Here is a 19808-nt window from a genome sequence, read left to right as displayed (position 1 = left end):
GAAGCTGTCGCAGCCGGTTGGGGGGCGGGTGCCGAGGCGGCAGGTGCCAGTGCCGGAGGGAGGGTGGGTGCCGCAGAACGCGTCGCTGCGGCCGCCGGAGCGGGCGCTCCCGCCGCGGCAGGGGAGGCCGCCGCCGTCGAGGCGGGGACCGCTGGCGCTGCAGCAGCCGGCGCCGGAGCGGCTGCAGGCGAGGCGCCGCTGGCGCTCTGGAGCTTGTTCAGTTCCTCGATGTTCTTGGATAGCTCTGCAACGCGCGTGCTGTTGTCCTGCGCCTGGCGGCTGCGGGCCATTTGCTCTTCGCTCGGCCGGCCCGTGCCACCCTGGGTGACGCGCAGCTTGTCTGCGGCGGCATTGGCGGCATTGCGGTCCTCGACGTTGGCCTGCAGCGTGCCTTTCGCCTGCCGGTCGGCATCGGCCACCCGGGAGGCGGGTGCGTTCTCCGCGAGGCGCCGGCGATAGTCGCCGAAGTCGCGGCTCTGCGCTACGACCGTACGCCGGGCTTCGTCGGCCGGAACGGCGGCAGCTTGCGAGGCGCTCGGCACGTCGAGCACGGCGCCGGCCTTGATGCGATTGATGTTGCCGCCGATGAAGGCGTTGGGATTGGCCCGCAACAGGGCCACCAGCATCTGGTCGAGCGAGACGTCAGCGGGCTTGTTGGCACTTGCGATCCGGCCCGCGGTGTCGCCGGACTGGACAGTCACCTGCTGGTCGCTCGGGCCGGCACGAACGCTGCGTTCGCCCGTTGCGGGGGGCGCGGCCGGGGTGCTCGGCGCGGCCGCGCCAGCAGCGGGCTGCTGGCGACGCGGCAGCGCCTGGGGGATTTCCGGCGCAGCGCGCGGCGCAGGCGCTGTACTGATCTGCGGTGCGGTCGGTGTCATGGGCGCGGCGGCCTGGGCCGGTCGGCTCTTCGGCGGGTCGAGCAGCACCGTGTAGTCGCGCACGACGCGGCCAGCGTTCCAGCTGGCCTCGATCAACAGGTCGATGAAGGGTTCGCTGAGCAGGCGGTTGCTGCTGAGCCGCACCACGTAGCGGCCATCCGCACGACGCTGCAGGCTGGTCCTTACGTCGCTCAGAACGGCGTTGAAAGGCACGCCGGCTGCGTTGAAGGCTGCCGCGGGGGCGATGTTGATCTTCAACCCGTCCGCTTCGCCCGGGGCGATCTCTGACACCTCGATCTCGGCCCGCAGCGGCTCGCCGAGGGCGGACTGCACGTTGAGCCGCCCGAGCGTCAGTGCCGCGGCGTCAAGACTCACCAGCCCCAAGGCGAGGGCGACCGCCGTGCTGAGAATGGAAAGCTGGCCCCGGACAGAGGGGCGCAGGGACGGACAGGTGGCCGGGAGTCGGGCCTCAGGCAACGGATGTCGTGTCATGCTGATAGGGGCAATTTCGGGCCCGAAAGTGTAAGAGGACGTTAACATCAACACCCTGCACTGACAAGGCGACAGGCCTTATCTACCCAGTGCGCACCAACTTCGGAGCCCTTTCTGCGTTGCGGTACTGCAACGCAGGGCGCCTACGAAGGCGCCCAGGCGTTGCTTCAAGCCTCGAGCAGGATGCGGAGCATACGCCGCAGCGGTTCCGCCGCGCCCCACAGCAGTTGGTCGCCGATGGTGAATGCGCCCAGATATTCCGGGCCCATGGCCAGCTTGCGCAGGCGTCCGACCGGAATGTTCATGGTGCCGGTTACCGTAACCGGCGTCAGATCGCGCATCGTGGCTTCGCGGTTGTTCGGCACTACCTTGACCCAGGCGTTGTCCGCGGCGATCAGTGCCTCGATGTCGGCCAGTGGCACATCCTTCTTGAGCTTGAAGGTCAACGCCTGGCTGTGGCAGCGCATGGCGCCGACGCGCACGCAGAAGCCGTCGACCGGGGTCGCGGCGGTACCGAACGCCGCGCCCTGGCCCAGGATCTTGTTCGTCTCGGCACCGGCCTTCCACTCTTCCTTGCTGACGCCTTCTCCCAGGTCCTTATCGATCCAGGGGATCAGGCTGCCGCCCAGCGGAACGCCGAAGTTGGCCGTTTCGGCGGCGCTCAGCGCCTGCTGGCGCGCCAGGACCTTGCGGTCGATTTCGAGAATGGCGGACTTCGGGTCGTCCAGCAGAGCGCGGACCTCGCCGTGCAGGCTGCCGAACTGGGTAAGAAGCTCGCGCATATGCTGCGCGCCGCCGCCCGAGGCGGCCTGGTAGGTCATGCTGGTCATCCATTCGACCAGGCCGGCCTTGTACAGGGCACCCACGCCCATCAGCATGCAGCTCACCGTACAGTTGCCGCCGATCCAGTTCTTGCCGCCCTTGCTCAGCGCGTTCTGGATCACCGGCAGGTTGACCGGGTCAAGCACGATGATCGCGTCATCGTTCATGCGCAGGGTGGAGGCGGCATCGATCCAGTGGCCGTTCCAGCCCGCGGCGCGCAGCTTGGGGAAGACCGCGCTGGTGTAGTCGCCGCCCTGGGCGGTGATGACGATGTCGCACTTGCGCAGCGCCTCGATGTCGTTTGCGTCCTTCAGGGTGGCCTCGTTCTTCGCCATGGCCGGGGCCTTGCCGCCGGCGTTGGAGGTGGAGAAGAACAGCGGCTCGATCAGTTGGAAGTCGCCTTCGGCCTGCATGCGGTCCATCAGGACCGAGCCGACCATGCCGCGCCAGCCTACGAGACCGACCAGAGGTTGAGATGCGTTCGCCATTTCAGTTTGCCCTTGTGAAGAAAGAAGAAAGTCGTTTTCTCTTTGCGCCCGGCTCGTCAGAGCCGGGAAGGGCATGACGAAGCGGGCTGCGGTTAGCCGGTAATCGTCTTTTTGGTGATGGCTGCCACCACGGCGTCGCCCATCTCGCGCGTGCCGACCTTGGTCGTTCCATCCGACCAGATGTCCGCCGTCCGCAGACCCTGCGCCAGCACGTGCTTGACAGCCGACTCGATCCGGTCGGCAGCCTCGGCTTGGTTCAGGGAGAAGCGGAGCATCATGGCAGCGGACAGGATTGTAGCCAAAGGATTGGCAACCCCCTTGCCCGCAATGTCAGGCGCACTGCCGTGACTGGGTTCATAAAGGCCCTGGTTGCCGGCATTGAGGGAGGCCGAGGGCAGCATGCCGATCGAGCCGGTGAGCATGGCTGCCTCGTCGGAGAGGATGTCGCCGAACATGTTTCCGGTGACCACCACGTCGAATTTCTTGGGGGCCTTGACCAGTTGCATCGCGGCGTTGTCCACGTACATATGGTCGAGTTCGACATCGGGGTATTGCTGGCCGACCTCGGTCACCACGTCCTTCCAAAGCTGGAAGGTTTCCAGCACATTGGCCTTGTCCACGCTGGTCACCCGCTTGCTGCGCTTGCGCGCGGCCTGGAAGGCGACATGGGCGATGCGCTCGATCTCGGGGCGCGTGTAGCGCATGGTGTCGAAGGCCTCCTCGGCACCCGGGAAATGCCCGTCCGGAGCGCTGCGGCGCCCGCGCGGCTGGCCGAAATAGATGTCGCCGGTGAGCTCGCGGATGATCAGGATGTCCAGGCCCGAGACCAGTTCCGGCTTGAGGCTGGAGGCGCCGACCAATTGCTCGTAGCAGATCGCCGGGCGGAAGTTGGCGAACAGCCCGAGGTTCTTGCGCAGGCCCAGGATGGCCTGCTCGGGGCGCAGCGAGCGCTCCAGCCGGTCGTACTTCCAGTCGCCCACGGCGCCGAACAGCACGGCATCGGCCTCCTTGGCCAGCTTCAGCGTGGATTCGGGAAGCGGATGGCCGTGGGACTCGTAGGCGGCGCCGCCGACCGGGGCCGATTCCATCTCGTAGGACAGATCCAGCACGTCGAGCACGCGAATGGCCTCGGCCACGATTTCGGTGCCGATGCCGTCGCCGGGAAGAACTGCGATTTTCATGAGGTCGTTTCGAGAAAAAGTGGAGAAAAAGGTCAGGCGATCATCTGGTGTGAGAGCCACGGTTTCGTGGCCAGGCGTTCGGCCTCGAAGGCCTGGATCTTGTCCTTGTGGCGCAGCGTCAGGCCGATGTCGTCCAGCCCGTTGATCAGGCAGTACTTGCGGAATGCCTGGACGTCGAAGGCGAGTTCGCTGCCATCGGGCTTGACGACGACCTGCCGCTCCAGGTCGATGGTGAGGCTGTAGCCCGGAAAGGCGAAGGTCTCGTCGAAGAGCTGCGCCACCTGCGACTCGGGCAGCACGATCGGCAGCAGGCCGTTCTTGAAGCTGTTGTTGAAGAAGATGTCCGCGTAGCTCGGCGCGATGATGGCGCGGAAGCCATATTGGTCCAGCGCCCACGGCGCATGCTCGCGCGAGGAGCCGCAGCCGAAGTTCTGCCGCGCCAGCAGGATCGAGGCGCCCGCATAGCGCGGCAGATTGAGCACGAAGTCGGGATTGGGCTTGCGCGAGGCCGGATCCTGCCCGGGCTCGCCCGGATCGAGGTAGCGCCAGGCGTCGAAGAGGTTCGGGCCGAAGCCGGTCTTCCTGATCGACTTCAGGAACTGCTTGGGAATGATGGCGTCGGTGTCGACGTTCTCGCGGTCCAGCGGTGCCACGAGGCCCTTGTGCACGGTGAATTTCTGCATGGTGAGGCTCCTTGGCGTTCAGGCGAATTGGCGGACGTCGACGAAATGGCCGTGCACCGCGGCCGCCGCGGCCATGGCCGGGCTCACGAGGTGGGTGCGGCCGCCGGCGCCCTGCCGGCCCTCGAAGTTGCGGTTGCTGGTGGAGGCGCAGCGCTCGCCGGGCTCCAGCCGGTCGGCGTTCATCGCCAGGCACATTGAGCAGCCGGGCTCGCGCCACTCGAAGCCGGCGGCCTTGAAGATCTGGTCCAGCCCCTCGCGCTCGGCCTGTTCCTTCACCAGGCCCGATCCCGGCACCACCATCGCCAGCTTGACGTTGTTGGCCACCTTCTGGCCCAGCTTCTTGACCATGGCCGCGGCCTCGCGCATGTCCTCGATGCGGCTGTTGGTGCAAGAGCCGATGAAGACCTTGTCGACGAAGATGTCATTCATCGCCTTGTTCGGCTCCAGGCCCATGTAGCTCAGGGCCCGCTCGATGGCGCCGCGCTTGCTGGCGTCCTTTTCCTTGTCCGGATCGGGCACCCGGCCGTCGATCGGCACCACCATCTCGGGTGAGGTGCCCCAGGTGACCTGCGGCCTGATCTGGGCTGCGTCGAGCTCGACCACCGTGTCGAAGTGCGCGCCGGGGTCCGAGTGCAGGGTCTTCCAGTGCTCGACCGCCTGGTCCCACTCGACGCCGGTGGGCGCCATCGGCCGGCCCTTGATGTAGGCGAGGGTCTTCTCGTCCACTGCCACCAGCCCGGCGCGGGCGCCGGCCTCGATGGCCATGTTGCACACCGTCATGCGGCCTTCCATGCTCAGGTCGCGGATCGCCGAGCCGGCGAACTCGATGGTGTAGCCGGTGCCGCCGGCCGTGCCGATCCGGCCGATGATGGCCAGCACGACGTCCTTCGCGGTGCAGCCGGGCGCGAGCTTGCCGTCGACCTTGACGAGCATGTTTTTCGCCTTCTTGGCCAGGAGCGTCTGCGTGGCCATCACGTGCTCGACCTCGCTGGTGCCGATGCCGTGCGCCAGCGCGCCGAAGGCACCGTGCGTGGAGGTGTGCGAGTCGCCGCACACCACGGTCATGCCGGGCAGCGTGGCGCCGGACTCGGGGCCGATCACGTGCACGATGCCCTGGCGCTTGCTCAGGAAGGGGAAGAACGCGGCCGCGCCGAACTCCTTGATGTTGCTGTCCAGCGTGGTGATCTGTTCCTTGCTGATCGGGTCTTCGATGCCGTCGTAGCCGCGCTCCCAGTGGGTCGTCGGCGTGTTGTGGTCGGCGGTGGCGACGACCGAGCTGATGCGCCACAGCTTGCGGCCGGCCTCGCGCAGCCCCTCGAAGGCCTGGGGGCTGGTCACCTCATGGACCAGGTGGCGGTCGATGTACAGGATCGAGGTGCCGTCTTCCTCGGTGTGGACGACATGTTCGTCCCAGAGCTTGTCGTAGAGCGTGCGTGCCATGGTGATGGTCTCTTTCGTGGGGATGGGAATTGTCTGCCGATCCGCCGCTCAGGCGGCCAGCGGATCGGCGGCCGCGTCCGGCGCCTGCAGGTGCTTGACCAGCATGCGCGCCGCGACGGGCAGCGTGGAGAAGTCGCGTGCCACCAGCCGGATCTCGCGGGCGGCCCAGGCGTCCTGGAGCGCCACGCTGCGCAGGCCGCGGCCGATGCCACCCTGCATCAGCTCGAAGGCGCGCTGCGGCATCACGCCGATGCCCAGGCCGTTCTCGATCATGCGGCACATGGCATCCAGCCCGGTAACGTGGATGCGCAGCTTAATGCTGCGTCCCGCCGCGAGCGCTGCCTGGTGCATCGCGACGTAGATCGAACTGTTGGTATGGAGGCCGACATGGTCGAAGGCCAGCGATTCGGCGAATCCGAGGGTACGATGGCCCGCCAGAGGGTGGCCCTGCGGGACGATCAGGACCAGCGCGTCATGCCGGTAGAGCAGGCTCTGCAGTTCGTTGGCGCCCTCGGGCATGTGACAGATGCCGAGGTCGGCAGCGCCCTCGTGCACCGCGCGCACAACCTCGCTGCTGAGGTGCTCCTCGAGGTCGATCTTGATGGCGTCGTGCTCGCGCGTGAAGGCGCCCAGGTCCTCCGGCAGGAACTGCACGATCGCCGAAATGTTGGCGTGCACGCGCACATGACCGCGCACGCCCTCGGCGTATTCGCTGAGTTCGCCCTGCATCTTCTCCAGGCTGTAGAGCACGGAGCGGGCATGGTGCAACAGGCTCTCGCCGGCCGGCGTCAGGTCGACGCCGCGCGCATGGCGGTAGAGGAGTGGGGTACCGAGGTTGGCTTCCAGGTCGGAAAGCCGCTTGCTGATGGCCGAGGCCGCAATGAATTCGCGCTCCGCCGCGCGCCCGATGCTGCCGAGTTCGCAGACGGCAACGAACAGCTGCAGCGACGTGAGGTCGATGCGACGGGCAAAGCTGCGTTCGGACGGGTTCATGGCGAGGCGCTGCCATCTCGTATGGAGATGGAGGCCTCTATTTTCCCTGTATTTTCAAGGGATGGTCATCGCGATACACGATGACCAGCGTGCCAGCCTGCGATGCCGGCACCCGGCTCGGGGCCTATTGGCGCTTCTTGCCGGCGTCTTCCATCTTTTCCCCGGCCTTCTGCACATCCTGGCCGGCCCCCCTCCAGGTATTGCAGCCGTGCAGCGGAACGGCCAGCGTGAACGCGACGGCGATCAAGGCGGCAAGCTTCTTCATGGCATAACTCCTTCGTTAGAAAGTGCTACGCAGCGTGCGCTCGTCCCAGCGCGCCATGTGTCAGCCAAAACGCAGAAAAGCTGCCCGAAGGCAGCTTCCCAGGGTGAGCGCCAGTGGCGATCAGCGCTTGGCGATGGGTTGCACGTCGCGCTTGGGCGAGCCTTCGAACAGCTGGCGCGGGCGGCCGATCTTGTACTCGGGGTCGCCGATCATCTCGTTGAGCTGGGCGATCCAGCCCACCGTCCGCGCCAGCGCGAAGATCGCGGTGAACAGCGGGACCGGAATGCCGATCGCGCGCTGCACGATGCCGGAGTAGAAGTCGACGTTGGGGTAGAGCTTGCGCGAGACGAAGTACTCGTCTTCCAGCGCGATCTTCTCCAGCGCCATGGCCAGCTTGAACAGCGGATCGTTTTCCAGGCCCAGTTCGCCAAGCACCTCGCGGCAGGTTTCCTGCATCAGCTTGGCGCGCGGGTCGTAGTTCTTGTAGACCCGGTGCCCGAAGCCCATCAGCTTGACGTTGGAGCTCTTGTCCTTGACCTGCTTGATGAACTCGCCGATCTTGTCGACGCCACCGGCCTTCTGGATGTCGTAGAGCATGTTCAGCGCCGCCTCGTTGGCGCCGCCGTGGGCCGGGCCCCAGAGGCAGGCCACGCCGGCCGCGATCGCCGCGAAGGGGTTGGTGCCGGACGACCCGCACAGGCGCACGGTCGAGGTGGAGGCGTTCTGCTCGTGGTCGGCGTGCAGGATGAAGATGCGGTCGAGCGCGCGTTCGAGCACCGGGCTGACCTTGTACGACTCGCACGGCGTCGCGAACATCATGTGCAGGAAGTTGCCCGCGTAGCTGAGCTCGTTCTTCGGGTACATGTACGGCTGGCCGATGGTGTACTTGTAGGCCATGGCCACCAGCGTCGGCATCTTCGCGATCAGGCGGATCGCGGCGATCTCGCGATGCTTCGGATTGTTGATGTCCGTGCTGTCGTGATAGAAGGCCGACAGCGCGCCGACCAGCCCGGTCATGATGGCCATCGGATGCGCGTCGCGGCGGAAGCCACGCAGGAAGAACTGCATCTGCTCGTTGACCATGGTGTGGTTGGTCACGAGCTTGGTGAAAGAGGCCTTCTGCTCCTCGTTCGGCAGCTCGCCATACAGCAGCAGGTGGCAGGTCTCGAGGAAGTCGCAGTTGGTGGCGAGCTGCTCGATCGGGTAGCCGCGGTAGAGCAACTCACCCTTGTCGCCGTCGATGTACGTGATGGCCGACTCGCACGAGGCCGTCGACATGAAGCCCGGGTCGTAGGTGAACATGCCGGTCTGGGCGTAGAGCTTGCGGATGTCGATCACGTCGGGGCCCATCGTCCCCTTGTAGATCGGCAACTCGACGTTCTGTCCGCCGTTGCTGAACGACAGGGTGGCTTTGGTGTCGGATGCTTTCATTGCGAGTGTCTTTCAAAAAATAGATCAGGAATGGAGGGGGTGCGCGCCCTCGGTACGCATCAGCCGCAGTACCTCGATCACTTCGGCGCCGGCCCATCCGGGCTCGGGCTCCTTCCTACGAAGCAAGAGGTCGAGCAGATCGTTGTCCGACAGGTCCATCAATGTCTCCAGTGCCTGCGCCTGCCCGCAGGTCAGACCTTGCTCATGCCGCTCGAAGAAGCGGGCGATGAACAGGTCGTTTTCGAGCAAGCCGCGCCGGCAACGCCACTTGAGCTTGCTCAGCGCGCGTTCGCTGATCGGCTGGTCGAGGTCGGCGGCGGATTGCATTTTTGGGAAACCGAGAAACTGCTAGATGGCGCGGCGCACCATCAGTTCCTTGATCTTGCCGATGGCCTTGGTCGGGTTCAGGCTCTTCGGGCACACGTCCACGCAGTTCATGATCGTGTGGCAGCGGAACAGGCGGTACGGGTCTTCCAGGTTGTCCAGGCGCTCGGCGGTGGCTTCGTCGCGGCTGTCGGCGATGAAGCGATAGGCCTGCAGCAGGCCGGCGGGGCCGACGAACTTGTCGGGGTTCCACCAGAAGCTGGGGCAACTGGTCGAGCAGCTGGCGCACAGGATGCACTCGTACAGGCCGTTGAGTTCGTCGCGTTCCTCGGGCGACTGCAGGCGCTCCTTCTCGGGCGGCACCGTGTCGTTCTGGAGATAGGGCTTGATCGAGTTGTACTGCTTGAAGAACTGCGTCATGTCCACGATCAGGTCGCGGATCACCGGCAGGCCCGGCAGCGGCTTGAGCACGATCGTGCCCTTGAGCGTGCGCATGTTGGTCAGGCATGCCAGGCCGTTCTTGCCGTTGATGTTCATCGCGTCCGAGCCGCAGACGCCTTCGCGGCAGGAGCGGCGGAAGGACAGCGAGGGATCCTGTGCCTTGAGCTTGATCAGGGCGTCCAGCAGCATGCGCTCGTGGCCGTCGAGTTCGACCTCCACCGTCTGCATGTAGGGCTTGGCGTCCTTGTCCGGGTCGTAGCGGTAGATCTGGAATGTGCGCTTCATCGTGAAAACCTTGTGGAGGGACTCTCAAGCAAATGTGGCTTTGCCACTTTGCTTGACCCCTGGGGGTGGGAATGACGAAGTCATTTCCTGGGGGGCTTAAAACGTGCGGACCTTGGGCGGCACGGTATCGACCGTCAGCGGCTTGGTGCGGACGGGTTTATAGGAGAGGCGATTGCCCTCGCTGTACCAGAGGGTGTGCTTCATCCAGTTGACGTCGTCGCGTCCCAGCGGCGCGACCGGATCGTCGGCCGGGCGTTCGTAGTCTTCGACCGTGTGCGCGCCGCGGCATTCCTTTCGCGCCGCGGCCGAGACCATGGTGGCCTGCGCCACCTCGATCAGGTTGTCGACTTCCAGCGCCTCGATGCGCGCCGTGTTGAAGACGCGCGACTTGTCCTTGAGCGTGACGGCCTTGGCGCGCTCGCGCACGGCGGCGATCTTCTTGACGCCTTCGTCCATCGAGGCCTGGGTGCGGAACACCGCCGCGTGCTCCTGCATGGTCGCGCGAATCTGGTTGGCCACGTCCTGCGCGTACTCGCCCGAGCTGGAGGACTCGAGGAAGTTCAGGCGCTCCAGCGTGCGGTCGGCGGCATCGGCCGGCAGGGGCTTGTGCTCGCGGTTCTTCTCGTTGAACTCGACGATGTGGTTGCCTGCCGCGCGGCCGAACACCAGCAGGTCCAGCAGCGAGTTCGTGCCCAGGCGGTTGGCGCCATGCACGCTCACGCAGGAGCATTCGCCCACTGCGTAGAGACCGTTGACGATGGCGTTGTGCTCCTCGCCCTTCGGCACCACGACCTGGCCATGGATATTGGTGGGAATGCCGCCCATCTGGTAATGGATGGTGGGCACCACCGGGATCGGCTCCTTGGTGATGTCGACGTTGGCGAAGTTGACGCCGATCTCGTACACCGAAGGCAGGCGCTTGTGGATGGTCTCGGCGCCCAGGTGGTCCATCTTGAGCAGCACGTAGTCCTTGTTCGGACCGCAGCCGCGGCCTTCCTTGATCTCCTGGTCCATCGAGCGGGAGACGAAGTCGCGCGGTGCCAGGTCCTTCAGCGTCGGCGCGTAGCGCTCCATGAAGCGCTCGCCGTTGCTGTTGATCAGGATCGCGCCCTCGCCGCGACAGCCCTCGGTCAGCAGCACGCCGGCGCCGGCCACGCCGGTCGGGTGGAACTGCCAGAACTCCATGTCCTGCAGCGGGATGCTGGCGCGCGCGGCCATCCCGAGGCCGTCGCCGGTGTTGATGAACGCGTTGGTGGAGGCGCCGAAGATCCGGCCTGCGCCGCCGGTGGCCAGCAGCACGGTCTTGGCCTGCAGGATATGCAGGTCGCCGGTTTCCATCTCGAGCGCGGTCACGCCCACCACGTCGCCTTCGGCGTCGCGGATCAGGTCGAGCGCCATCCACTCGACGAAGAACTGGGTGCGCGCCTCGACGTTCTTCTGGTAGAGCGTATGCAGCATCGCGTGGCCGGTGCGGTCGGCCGCGGCGCAGGCGCGCTGCACCGGCTTCTCGCCGTAGTTGGCCGTGTGGCCGCCGAAGGGGCGCTGGTAGATGGTGCCGTCCGGGTTGCGGTCGAAGGGCATGCCGAAGTGCTCGAGCTCGTAGACCACCTTCGGCGCCTCGCGGCACATGAATTCGATCGCGTCCTGGTCACCCAGCCAGTCGGAGCCCTTGACGGTGTCGTAGAAGTGGTAGTGCCAGTTGTCCTCGCTCATGTTGCCGAGCGAGGCGCCGACGCCGCCCTGGGCCGCGACGGTGTGCGAGCGGGTCGGGAAGACCTTGGACAGCACGGCCACGTTGAGGCCGGCGCGTGCGAGCTGCAGCGAGGCGCGCATGCCGGAGCCGCCGGCGCCGACGATGACGACGTCGAACTTGCGCTTGGTGATCTGTTCTTTGGTGTAGGTCATGGGGTCAGGACTCCCGCCGGGCCGCCCCAAGGGAGGCCGAGCCCCCTTGGGGGGCAGCGAATACATGAATTGATGAACGAGGGGGCATTAGATTTTCCAGAGCACTTGAATGGCCCAACCCGCGCACGCTACAAGCCAGACGATCGTGAAAACTTGGCAGACGAGGCGAATGCCGACCGGCTGGACGTAGTCCATCCAGACGTCACGCATGCCGACCCAGACGTGCCAGAGCAGCGATGCGATCGTCGTGAAGGTCAGCACCTTCATCCACTGCGACGCGAAGATGCCGGCCCAGGCGTCGTAGCCGATCGGCCCGCGCGTGAAGAGCACCTGCGCGAGCAGGACGATGGTGAAGAGCGCCATCAGGGCGCCGGTGATGCGCTGGCTGAGCCAGTCGCGCAGACCATAGTGCGCGCCGACGACGACGCGCTTGGAGCCGTAGTTCACAGACATCTCGTGCTCCTTCTCAGTAGAGGCCGAAGAGCTTGGCGCCCAGCGCGAAGGTCAGCAGGATGCTGATGGCCAGCGTGGCAATGGCCGAGCTGTGGCCGAACTCCTTGCTCACCGCGGCATGGCTCACGTCCATCCAGAGATGACGCAGGCCGGCGATGAAGTGGTGCAGGTAGGCCCAGATCAGCGCCAGCGCCACCAGCTTGAGAAACCAGCCCGGAACAAAACCAAGGCCGCTGTTGAAGGCGGCCTTGAAGCGTGCATAGGAGTACTCGGAGGACACGGAGGTGTCGAACATCCAGATCACGAAGGGCAGCAGCAGGAACATCAGCGCGCCGCTCACGCGGTGGAGGATGGACACCAGGCCCGCCGGCGGCAGCCGGTAGGTGGTCAGGTCGGTGAAGGCGTTGATGTTGCGGAACTCGCGCCGCTGAGATCGGGGAGGGGTGGCCAGCTCTGTCATGGGGACTTTCAGAATTATTCGGAGGGCGGCTTGTTCTTTGGCAGAAATGCAAACAACGCAAAATTCTATTGCAACGCACCATCCCGGCGCTGGGGCATGCATGTCATCGCACTGCCATGGTCGGATGCTCGCCGTTCGGCTGCGCAGCAGGATCTTGCCTTCATCAGCCCAGCTCGTTGCGGTAGTGGTGCGTGTCGGTGCGGTAGAGCCCGCGGCGCAGTTCCATCGGCGTGTCATGGTAAGTGTGGGCGACGCGCTCGACACTCAGCAAGGGGGTGGCGGTCGTCACCGCCAAAAGTACTGCCTGCGCTTCGTCCGGAAGCACGGCGCGGATCTTCTCCTCGGCGCGCACCATGCGCACACCGAACTCGGTTTCGAACATCGCGTACATCGGCCCGTGCCATTCGCGCAGGCGTTCGGCCGTGAGGCCCTTGAAGGGCGCGCCGGGCAGCCAGAGGTCTTCCAGGATGGTGGGCGTGCCGCGATAGGCCAGCACGCGGCGCACCTGGAGCACGGCGTCGCCAGTGCGCAGCGCCAGCAGGCGCGCGATGTCGGCGCTGGCGCGCAGGCGCCTGCAGTCGACGATCTCCCGCTCGGCCGGCCCCTCGCTGTCGACATCGCCGCTGTCGGGCACCAGCTTCAGGAAGCGGTACTGCACATGCTGCTCGGCATGGGTGGCCACGAAGGTGCCCTTGCCCTGCCGGCGCACCACCAGGTTCTCGGCCGCGAGCTCGTCGATCGCCTTGCGCACCGTGCCCTGGCTCACGCGGAAGCGCGTGGCCAGCTCCATCTCGCTCGGGATCGGCTCGCCGGGCTTCCATTCGCCGGCGTGCAGGCTCTGCAGGATCAGGGACTTGATCTGCTGGTAGAGCGGGCTGAACGAGGGCGTCGCCGGCTCGGCTAGAGCGGTGGGGGAGGAGGTGGTCATGGCAGGGGCGGACGCGCCGCTTCGGCGCATTCCGGGCGACATCTTATATAAGACACAAGACTGGCGCCATCCGAAGCGCAAATCGGCATAAAATCCGAGACGGCCTTTGCGACCGGGCGAGATCGACACACGGATACCGTCCGGCCCCCGACCTCCGCGGCCGAATCCGCGACCGCGCACCGTATTCACCTTTCCTGGAGTTTTCCCATGAGCAAAAAGCCCGTTCGCGTTGCCGTCACCGGCGCCGCCGGTCAAATCGGTTACGCCCTGCTGTTCCGTATCGCCTCCGGCGAGATGCTCGGCAAGGACCAGCCGGTCATCCTGCAACTGCTCGAAATTCCGGACGAGAAGGCGCAGAAGGCCCTCAAGGGCGTGATCATGGAGCTCGAGGACTGCGCCTTCCCGCTGCTGGCCGGCGTGATCCCCACCGGCGATCCGCTGGTGGCCTTCAAGGACGCCGACTACGCGCTGCTGGTCGGCGCCCGCCCGCGCGGCCCCGGCATGGAGCGTGCCGACCTGCTGGCCGCCAATGCCCAGATCTTCACCGCCCAGGGCAAGGCCCTCGACCAGGTCGCCAGCCGCAACGTCAAGGTGCTGGTGGTCGGCAACCCGGCCAACACCAACGCCTACATCGCGATGAAGAGCGCGCCCAGCCTGCCGCGCAAGAACTTCACCGCCATGTTGCGCCTGGACCACAACCGCGCCGCCAGCCAGATCGCCGCCAAGACCGGCACCGCCGTGGGCGACATCGAGAAGCTGACCGTCTGGGGCAACCACTCGCCCACGATGTACGCCGACTACCGCTTCGCCACCGTCGGCGGCAAGAGCGTCAAGGACCTGATCAACGACCAGGTCTGGAACGCCGACACCTTCCTGCCCACCGTGGGCAAGCGCGGCGCCGCCATCATCGAGGCGCGTGGCCTCTCTTCCGCCGCCTCGGCCGCCAACGCCGCCATCGACCACATGCGCGACTGGGCCCTGGGCTCCAACGGCAAGTGGGTCACGATGGGCATCCCGTCCGACGGCCAGTACGGCATCCCGAAGGACGTGATCTTCGGCTTCCCCGTCATCACGGAAAACGGCGAGTACAAGTTGGTCGAAGGCCTGGAGATCGACCAATTCAGCCAGGAACGCATCGACAAGACGCTGAAGGAGCTGCAGGACGAGCAGGCCGGCGTCGCGCATCTTCTTTGATGGCCCCCCGGCTTTTCACTCGCTGCGCTCATGTAACTCCACCCCCCGAGGGTGAGGCGCGGCTCGCCTTGGGGCGGCCCGGCGGCGGCCGCCTCAGCGCTGTTTGAGGTGAACGGTATGCTGGACTGGAACCCCGCGCTCTACCGCCGCTACGAGGACGAGCGCACGCGCCCCGCACAGGAGTTGCTGGCGCGGGTTCCGCTGGCCGGGGCGACCCGCGTGGTCGATCTCGGCTGCGGACCCGGCAATTCCACGGAGCTGCTGGTGCACCGTTTTCCCGGTGCCGAGGCGGTCGGCACCGACAACTCCGAAGCGATGCTGGTCAGCGCACGCGAGCGCCTGCCGCAGGCCCGCTTCGAGCTCAGCGACATCGCGGCCTGGCAGCCGGCGCAGCCGCCGGACCTGATCTACGCCAACGCCTCGCTGCAATGGGTGCCCGATCACGAGACGCTGATCCCGCGCCTGTTCGCCGCCCTGGCGCCCGGTGGCGTTCTCGCCATCCAGATGCCGGACAACCGCGAGGAGCCCACGCATCGCCTGATGCGCGAGGTCGCGGCCGAGGCGCCGTGGGCCGCGGCCATCGGCGACGCGGACAAGCTGCGCACCCAACTGCTGCCGCTGTCCGGCTACTACGACCTGCTGGCCGCGGTGGCCGCACAGGTCGATGTCTGGCGCACGGCCTACCAGCATCCCATGGCTTCGGCCGCTGCCATCGTCGAATGGGTGCGCGGCACGGGGCTCAAGCCCTTCGTCGACCGTCTGCCGGCCGACCTGCAGGCGAGCTTCCTGGCCGAGTACGAGCGGCGCGTCGACCGCGCCTATCCCGCGCGCAGCGACGGCAAGCGGCTGCTGGCCTTCCCGCGCATGTTCATCGTCGCGCAGCGCAAGCCATGAGCGGATCCGCCCATCCGAAGGACGTGCTGCTCGGCGCCCAGGGCGGCGCCGTGGTGCTGCCCGTGTGCGACCACTACAGCGGCGTCGAGGCCCGCATGCGCAAGAGTCTCGCCCTGCAGGCCGAGATGGCCCAGGAGTTCGGCGCCTGCGTGTTCGATGTCACGCTCGACTGCGAGGATGGCGCCCCGGTCGGTGGCGAGGCCGAGCATGCGGCGCTGGTGACCGAGCTGGCCCTGGCCGCCGCGCCCGACATGCGGGTGGGCGTGCGCGTGCACCCGGTCGACCATGCGGCCTTCGCCGGCGACGTGATGACGATCGCCGGCCGTGCCGGCCACCGCCTGAGCCACCTGATGGTGCCGAAGGTGGAGTCGGCCCAGGACGTGCGCGAAGCCGTCGAGGCGCTCAATGCGGTGGGCGCCGAGGCGCTGCCGCTGCACGTGCTGATCGAGTCGCCCTTCGCCGTGCACAACGCCTTCGAGATCGCCTCCCATCCGCGCGTGCAGTCCCTGAGCTTCGGCTTGATGGACTTCGTTTCCGCCCATGGTGGCGCGATTCCTGCGGACGGCATGGGCGCCGCGGGCCAGTTCACGCACCCGCTGGTGGTGCGCGCCAAGCTCGAGATCGCCTCGGCTGCGCATGCGCACGGCAAGGTGCCCTCGCATTGCGTGGTGACCGAGTTCAACGACGTTGAGGCCATGCGCGCCGCCGCCGGCAGGGCGGCCCGCGAGTTCGGTTACACGCGCATGTGGAGCATCCATCCGAACCAGATTCGCCCCATTCTCGAAGCCTTCGCGCCCGACGAGCGGCAGATTCAAATGGCTACAAAAATCATAGCAGCCGCGGTCGCGGCCGATTGGGCCCCGGTCAGTTTTGATGGCACATTGCACGACCGCGCGAGCTACCGTCATTTCTGGCAGGTACTTTCGCGGGCGCACGCCACCGGGCGTGCGCTGCCATCCGAAGCGCAGGCCTGGTTTGCGCCGGAGTCGTCCTGAAAACCGAAATCCTCCAAAGGAAAGACCCATGAGAAAGATCGCCATCGCTGTCGCCCTTGCACTGCCCCTGTCGGCCCTGGCCCAGGGCGCTGCCGACGCCGCCAAGCCGCCGCTCAAGGAGCGGGCCGCGAACACGGCCAAGAAGGTGACGCAGAAGGTGGTGCCCAAGCGCGTCATCAAGAAGATGGAAGAAGCCAAGCCCATCAGCGAAGAGTCCGACGTGGTGCTCACGCCCGAGGACTTGGCCGTCTCGAAGCGCGTGCTGACCGGCACCATCAAGTGCGAGCTCGGCGCGAGCGTCGCGATCGAGGCCAGCCAGAAGAAGGAAGGCTTCTTCGTCCTGACGCACGGCAGCACCAAGTACTTCATGCACCCGGTCAACAGCCGCACCGGCGCCATCCGGCTGGAAGACCCCAAGGCCGAGGCCATGTGGCTGCAGCTGGGCAACAAGTCCATGCTGATGAGCCAGAAACAGGGCCTGCGCCTGGCTGACGAATGCCAGGCTACCGAGCAGGCCATGATGGCCGAGGACATGAAGAAGAACCCGCCCAAGAGCCTGTTCGAGGGCGCGGATTCCGACACCAAGAAATAAGCCAAGGCGCAGGCGGCCCGCCTTTTGCTAGGCCGCCACGGTTCCCGATCCGGAGAGAAAAATGTTGCAAGCCTACGTTGACCATGTCGCCGAGCGCGCCGCGCTCGGTATCCCGCCGCTGCCACTGTCGGCCAAGCAGACCAGCGAAGTCATCGAACTGATGAAGACCGCGACCGCCGACAACGGCGAGTTCCTGCTGAACCTGCTGACGCACCGCGTGCCGGCCGGCGTGGACGACGCGGCCAAGGTCAAGGCGAGCTACCTGGCGGCGGTGGCCCATGGCACCGAGAAAAGCCTGCTCGTCTCGCGTGCCCATGCCACCGAACTGCTGGGCACCATGCTGGGCGGCTACAACATCAGCCCGCTGATCGACCTGCTGGACGACGCCGAGGTCGGCACCGTCGCCGCCGAGGGCCTGAAGAAGACGCTGCTGATGTTCGACCAGTTCCACGACGTCAAGGAAAAGGCCGACAAGGGCAATGCCAACGCCAAGGCCGTGCTCCAGAGCTGGGCCGACGCCGAGTGGTTCACCAGCCGTCCCGAGGTGCCGCAGAGCCTGACCGTCACGGTCTTCAAGGTGCCCGGCGAGACCAACACCGACGACCTCTCGCCCGCGCCGGACGCCACCACCCGTCCCGACATCCCGATGCACGCGCTGGCGATGCTGAAGAACAAGCGCGAGGGCGCGCCCTTCACGCCGGAGGAAGACGGCAAGCGCGGCCCGGTCAAGTTCATCGAGTCGCTGAAGGAAAAGGGCCACCAGGTCGCCTACGTGGGCGACGTGGTCGGCACCGGCTCCTCGCGCAAGAGCGCCACCAACTCGGTGCTCTGGTTCACGGGCCAGGACATCCCCTTCATCCCGAACAAGCGCTTCGGCGGCGTGTGCCTGGGCAGCAAGATCGCTCCGATCTTCTACAACACCATGGAAGACGCCGGCGCGCTGCCCATCGAGCTGGACGTGAACCAGATGGAGATGGGCGATGTGATCGAGCTGCGTCCCTACGAGGGCAAGGCCCTCAAGGACGGCAAGGTCATCGCCGAGTTCAAGGTCAAGAGCGACGTGCTGTTCGACGAGGTGCGCGCCGGCGGGCGCATTCCGCTGATCATCGGCCGCGGCCTGACGGCCAAGGCGCGGGAAGCGCTGGGCCTCGCGCCGTCGACGCTGTTCCGCCTGCCGGTCAGCCCCGTGGACACCAAGAAGGGCTTCTCCCTGGCCCAGAAGATGGTGGGCCGCGCCTGCGGCCTGCCGGAAGGGCAGGGCGTGCGTCCCGGCACCTACTGCGAGCCCAAGATGACCTCCGTCGGCAGCCAGGACACCACCGGCCCGATGACGCGCGACGAGCTCAAGGACCTGGCCTGCCTGGGCTTCAGCGCCGACCTGGTGATGCAGTCCTTCTGCCACACGGCGGCCTACCCCAAGAAGGTCGACGTCAAGATGCACCACGAGTTGCCGGACTTCATGGCCACCCGCGGCGGCGTCTCGCTGCGCCCCGGGGACGGCGTGATCCACAGCTGGCTCAACCGCCTGCTGACGCCCGATACCGTGGGCACGGGCGGCGACAGCCACACCCGTTTCCCGATCGGCATCAGCTTCCCGGCCGGCTCGGGGCTGGTGGCCTTCGCGGCCGCCACCGGCGTGATGCCGCTGGACATGCCCGAATCGGTGCTGGTGCGCTTCAAGGGCAAGATGCAGCCCGGCGTGACGCTGCGTGACCTGGTCAACGCGATCCCGCTCTACGCCATCAAGCAGGGCCTGCTGACGGTCGAGAAGAAGGGCAAGAAGAACATCTTCTCCGGCCGCATCCTCGAGATCGAGGGCCTGCCGGACCTGAAGGTGGAACAGGCTTTCGAACTCAGCGACGCTTCGGCCGAGCGCTCGGCCGCCGGCTGCACGGTGCACCTGAACAAGGAGCCCATCGCCGAGTACATCAACAGCAACATCACGCTGATGAAGTGGATGATCGCCGAGGGCTATGCCGACCCGCGCACCCTGCAGCGCCGCATCGCCGCGCAGGAAGCCTGGCTCAAGAACCCGCAGTTGCTCGAGGGCGACGCCGACGCCGAGTACGCCGCCGTGATCGAAATCGACCTGGCCGAGATCCACGAGCCCATCGTGGCCTGCCCCAACGATCCGGACGACGTCAAGACGCTGTCCGACGTGGCCGGTGCGCAGATCGACGAGGTCTTCATCGGCTCGTGCATGACCAACATCGGCCACTTCCGCGCTGCCTCCAAGCTGCTGGAAGGCAAGCGCGACATCCCGGTCAAGCTGTGGATCGCGCCGCCCACCAAGATGGACGCGCATCAGCTCACCGAGGAAGGCCACTACGGCGTGTTCGGCAACGCCGGCGCGCGCACCGAGATGCCGGGCTGCTCGCTGTGCATGGGCAACCAGGCGCAGGTGCGCGAGGGTGCGACCGTGATGTCCACCAGCACGCGCAACTTCCCCAACCGCCTCGGCAAGGGCGCCAACGTGTACCTGGGCAGCGCCGAGCTGGCCGCGATCTGCTCGCGTCTGGGCCGCATCCCGACCAAGGAAGAGTACATGGCCAGCGTCGGCGTGCTCGATGCGGCGAGCGACCAGATCTACCAGTACCTCAACTTCGACAAGATCGAGGACTACACCGAGGTCGCTGCGACGGTCACGGCCTGAGGGCACGGCGC

Annotated in this window: 19 protein-coding genes; 5 read left to right on the top strand and 14 right to left on the bottom strand. The window is 66.4% G+C overall.

Annotated elements, in window-relative coordinates:
• From A8M77_RS06130 to A8M77_RS06065, 14 genes are all read right to left on the bottom strand, one after another.
• On the bottom strand, nt 1-1253 hold a 1253-nt coding region (locus A8M77_RS06130; RefSeq protein ID WP_337590007.1), incomplete at its 3' end, for a type IV pilus assembly protein FimV.
• 284 nt (nt 1254-1537) lie between these two features.
• Nucleotides 1538-2680 carry an aspartate-semialdehyde dehydrogenase gene (gene asd, locus A8M77_RS06125; protein ID WP_086920659.1) on the bottom strand — a complete coding sequence of 381 codons (1143 nt, stop codon included), beginning with the start codon at nt 2678-2680 and terminating at the stop codon, nt 1538-1540.
• Nucleotides 2681-2772: 92 nt separating this feature from the next.
• Nucleotides 2773-3861: a 3-isopropylmalate dehydrogenase gene (leuB, locus tag A8M77_RS06120; protein WP_086920658.1), complete on the bottom strand. Its 1089-nt coding sequence runs from the start codon at nt 3859-3861 to the stop codon at nt 2773-2775.
• A 32-nt stretch (nt 3862-3893) separates the two neighbouring features.
• A complete protein-coding gene (leuD, locus tag A8M77_RS06115; protein ID WP_086920657.1) occupies nt 3894-4544 on the bottom strand; it encodes a 3-isopropylmalate dehydratase small subunit in 651 nt (216 codons plus the stop codon).
• An 18-nt stretch (nt 4545-4562) separates the two neighbouring features.
• Complete coding sequence (gene leuC, locus A8M77_RS06110) at nt 4563-5984, bottom strand: 3-isopropylmalate dehydratase large subunit (RefSeq protein WP_086920656.1); 1422 nt, start codon at nt 5982-5984, stop codon at nt 4563-4565.
• 48 nt (nt 5985-6032) lie between these two features.
• On the bottom strand, nt 6033-6977 hold the full coding sequence (locus A8M77_RS06105; RefSeq protein WP_086920655.1) for a LysR substrate-binding domain-containing protein: 945 nt from the start codon (nt 6975-6977) through the stop codon (nt 6033-6035).
• A gap of 124 nt (nt 6978-7101) precedes the next feature.
• Entirely contained in the window at nt 7102-7242 is a 141-nt protein-coding gene (locus tag A8M77_RS06100) for an entericidin A/B family lipoprotein (protein ID WP_086920654.1), read from the bottom strand.
• 120 nt (nt 7243-7362) lie between these two features.
• The gene (gltA, locus tag A8M77_RS06095) at nt 7363-8673 is read right to left on the bottom strand and encodes a citrate synthase (RefSeq protein WP_086920653.1); all 1311 of its coding nucleotides are present in this window, start codon (nt 8671-8673) and stop codon (nt 7363-7365) included.
• A gap of 24 nt (nt 8674-8697) precedes the next feature.
• The gene (locus tag A8M77_RS06090; protein ID WP_086920652.1) at nt 8698-9000 is read right to left on the bottom strand and encodes an FAD assembly factor SdhE; all 303 of its coding nucleotides are present in this window, start codon (nt 8998-9000) and stop codon (nt 8698-8700) included.
• 21 nt (nt 9001-9021) lie between these two features.
• On the bottom strand, nt 9022-9723 hold the full coding sequence (locus tag A8M77_RS06085; protein ID WP_086920651.1) for a succinate dehydrogenase iron-sulfur subunit: 702 nt from the start codon (nt 9721-9723) through the stop codon (nt 9022-9024).
• A 96-nt stretch (nt 9724-9819) separates the two neighbouring features.
• The gene (sdhA, locus tag A8M77_RS06080; protein ID WP_086920650.1) at nt 9820-11628 is read right to left on the bottom strand and encodes a succinate dehydrogenase flavoprotein subunit; all 1809 of its coding nucleotides are present in this window, start codon (nt 11626-11628) and stop codon (nt 9820-9822) included.
• Between the two features lie 87 nt (nt 11629-11715).
• Nucleotides 11716-12081, bottom strand: coding sequence for a succinate dehydrogenase, hydrophobic membrane anchor protein (gene sdhD / locus A8M77_RS06075; RefSeq protein WP_086920649.1), 366 nt, complete (start codon nt 12079-12081; stop codon nt 11716-11718).
• A 13-nt stretch (nt 12082-12094) separates the two neighbouring features.
• Nucleotides 12095-12541 (bottom strand): succinate dehydrogenase, cytochrome b556 subunit, encoded by a 447-nt coding sequence (gene sdhC / locus A8M77_RS06070; protein ID WP_086920648.1) that lies wholly within the window; start codon nt 12539-12541, stop codon nt 12095-12097.
• Between the two features lie 163 nt (nt 12542-12704).
• Entirely contained in the window at nt 12705-13469 is a 765-nt protein-coding gene (locus A8M77_RS06065) for a GntR family transcriptional regulator (RefSeq protein WP_086920647.1), read from the bottom strand.
• Between the two features lie 207 nt (nt 13470-13676).
• Between A8M77_RS06065 and A8M77_RS06060 the strand changes: the two genes are divergently transcribed.
• From A8M77_RS06060 to acnB, 5 genes are all read left to right on the top strand, one after another.
• Nucleotides 13677-14663 carry a malate dehydrogenase gene (locus A8M77_RS06060; RefSeq protein WP_086920646.1) on the top strand — a complete coding sequence of 329 codons (987 nt, stop codon included), beginning with the start codon at nt 13677-13679 and terminating at the stop codon, nt 14661-14663.
• 117 nt (nt 14664-14780) lie between these two features.
• On the top strand, nt 14781-15557 hold the full coding sequence (gene tam, locus A8M77_RS06055) for a trans-aconitate 2-methyltransferase (protein ID WP_086920645.1): 777 nt from the start codon (nt 14781-14783) through the stop codon (nt 15555-15557).
• Complete coding sequence (locus tag A8M77_RS06050) at nt 15554-16552, top strand: HpcH/HpaI aldolase/citrate lyase family protein (protein WP_086920644.1); 999 nt, start codon at nt 15554-15556, stop codon at nt 16550-16552. Before tam ends, A8M77_RS06050 begins: the two co-directional genes overlap by 4 nt.
• Nucleotides 16553-16580: 28 nt before the next feature.
• Entirely contained in the window at nt 16581-17144 is a 564-nt protein-coding gene (locus A8M77_RS06045) for a hypothetical protein (RefSeq protein WP_086920643.1), read from the top strand.
• A gap of 61 nt (nt 17145-17205) precedes the next feature.
• Entirely contained in the window at nt 17206-19797 is a 2592-nt protein-coding gene (gene acnB / locus A8M77_RS06040; protein WP_086920642.1) for a bifunctional aconitate hydratase 2/2-methylisocitrate dehydratase, read from the top strand.
• Nucleotides 19798-19808: the final 11 nt, after the last annotated feature.

The sequence above is a fragment of the Variovorax sp. JS1663 genome (assembly GCF_002157355.1).
Taxonomy (GTDB): Bacteria; Pseudomonadota; Gammaproteobacteria; order Burkholderiales; family Burkholderiaceae_C; genus Variovorax.
This window is presented reverse-complemented; position numbering and strand designations above follow the sequence as displayed.

Coding starts and splice junctions, on each gene's coding strand:
- A8M77_RS06085 (WP_086920651.1), bottom strand. CDS start 9,723: ATGAAGCGCACATTCCAGATCTACCGCTACGACCCGGACAAGGACGCC.
- A8M77_RS06100 (WP_086920654.1), bottom strand. CDS start 7,242: ATGAAGAAGCTTGCCGCCTTGATCGCCGTCGCGTTCACGCTGGCCGTT.
- A8M77_RS06105 (WP_086920655.1), bottom strand. CDS start 6,977: ATGAACCCGTCCGAACGCAGCTTTGCCCGTCGCATCGACCTCACGTCG.
- A8M77_RS06060 (WP_086920646.1), top strand. CDS start 13,677: ATGAGCAAAAAGCCCGTTCGCGTTGCCGTCACCGGCGCCGCCGGTCAA.
- sdhC (WP_086920648.1), bottom strand. CDS start 12,541: ATGACAGAGCTGGCCACCCCTCCCCGATCTCAGCGGCGCGAGTTCCGC.
- A8M77_RS06045 (WP_086920643.1), top strand. CDS start 16,581: ATGAGAAAGATCGCCATCGCTGTCGCCCTTGCACTGCCCCTGTCGGCC.
- sdhD (WP_086920649.1), bottom strand. CDS start 12,081: ATGTCTGTGAACTACGGCTCCAAGCGCGTCGTCGTCGGCGCGCACTAT.
- A8M77_RS06090 (WP_086920652.1), bottom strand. CDS start 9,000: ATGCAATCCGCCGCCGACCTCGACCAGCCGATCAGCGAACGCGCGCTG.
- leuC (WP_086920656.1), bottom strand. CDS start 5,984: ATGGCACGCACGCTCTACGACAAGCTCTGGGACGAACATGTCGTCCAC.
- asd (WP_086920659.1), bottom strand. CDS start 2,680: ATGGCGAACGCATCTCAACCTCTGGTCGGTCTCGTAGGCTGGCGCGGC.
- gltA (WP_086920653.1), bottom strand. CDS start 8,673: ATGAAAGCATCCGACACCAAAGCCACCCTGTCGTTCAGCAACGGCGGA.
- A8M77_RS06050 (WP_086920644.1), top strand. CDS start 15,554: ATGAGCGGATCCGCCCATCCGAAGGACGTGCTGCTCGGCGCCCAGGGC.
- acnB (WP_086920642.1), top strand. CDS start 17,206: ATGTTGCAAGCCTACGTTGACCATGTCGCCGAGCGCGCCGCGCTCGGT.
- tam (WP_086920645.1), top strand. CDS start 14,781: ATGCTGGACTGGAACCCCGCGCTCTACCGCCGCTACGAGGACGAGCGC.
- leuB (WP_086920658.1), bottom strand. CDS start 3,861: ATGAAAATCGCAGTTCTTCCCGGCGACGGCATCGGCACCGAAATCGTG.
- A8M77_RS06065 (WP_086920647.1), bottom strand. CDS start 13,469: ATGACCACCTCCTCCCCCACCGCTCTAGCCGAGCCGGCGACGCCCTCG.
- sdhA (WP_086920650.1), bottom strand. CDS start 11,628: ATGACCTACACCAAAGAACAGATCACCAAGCGCAAGTTCGACGTCGTC.
- leuD (WP_086920657.1), bottom strand. CDS start 4,544: ATGCAGAAATTCACCGTGCACAAGGGCCTCGTGGCACCGCTGGACCGC.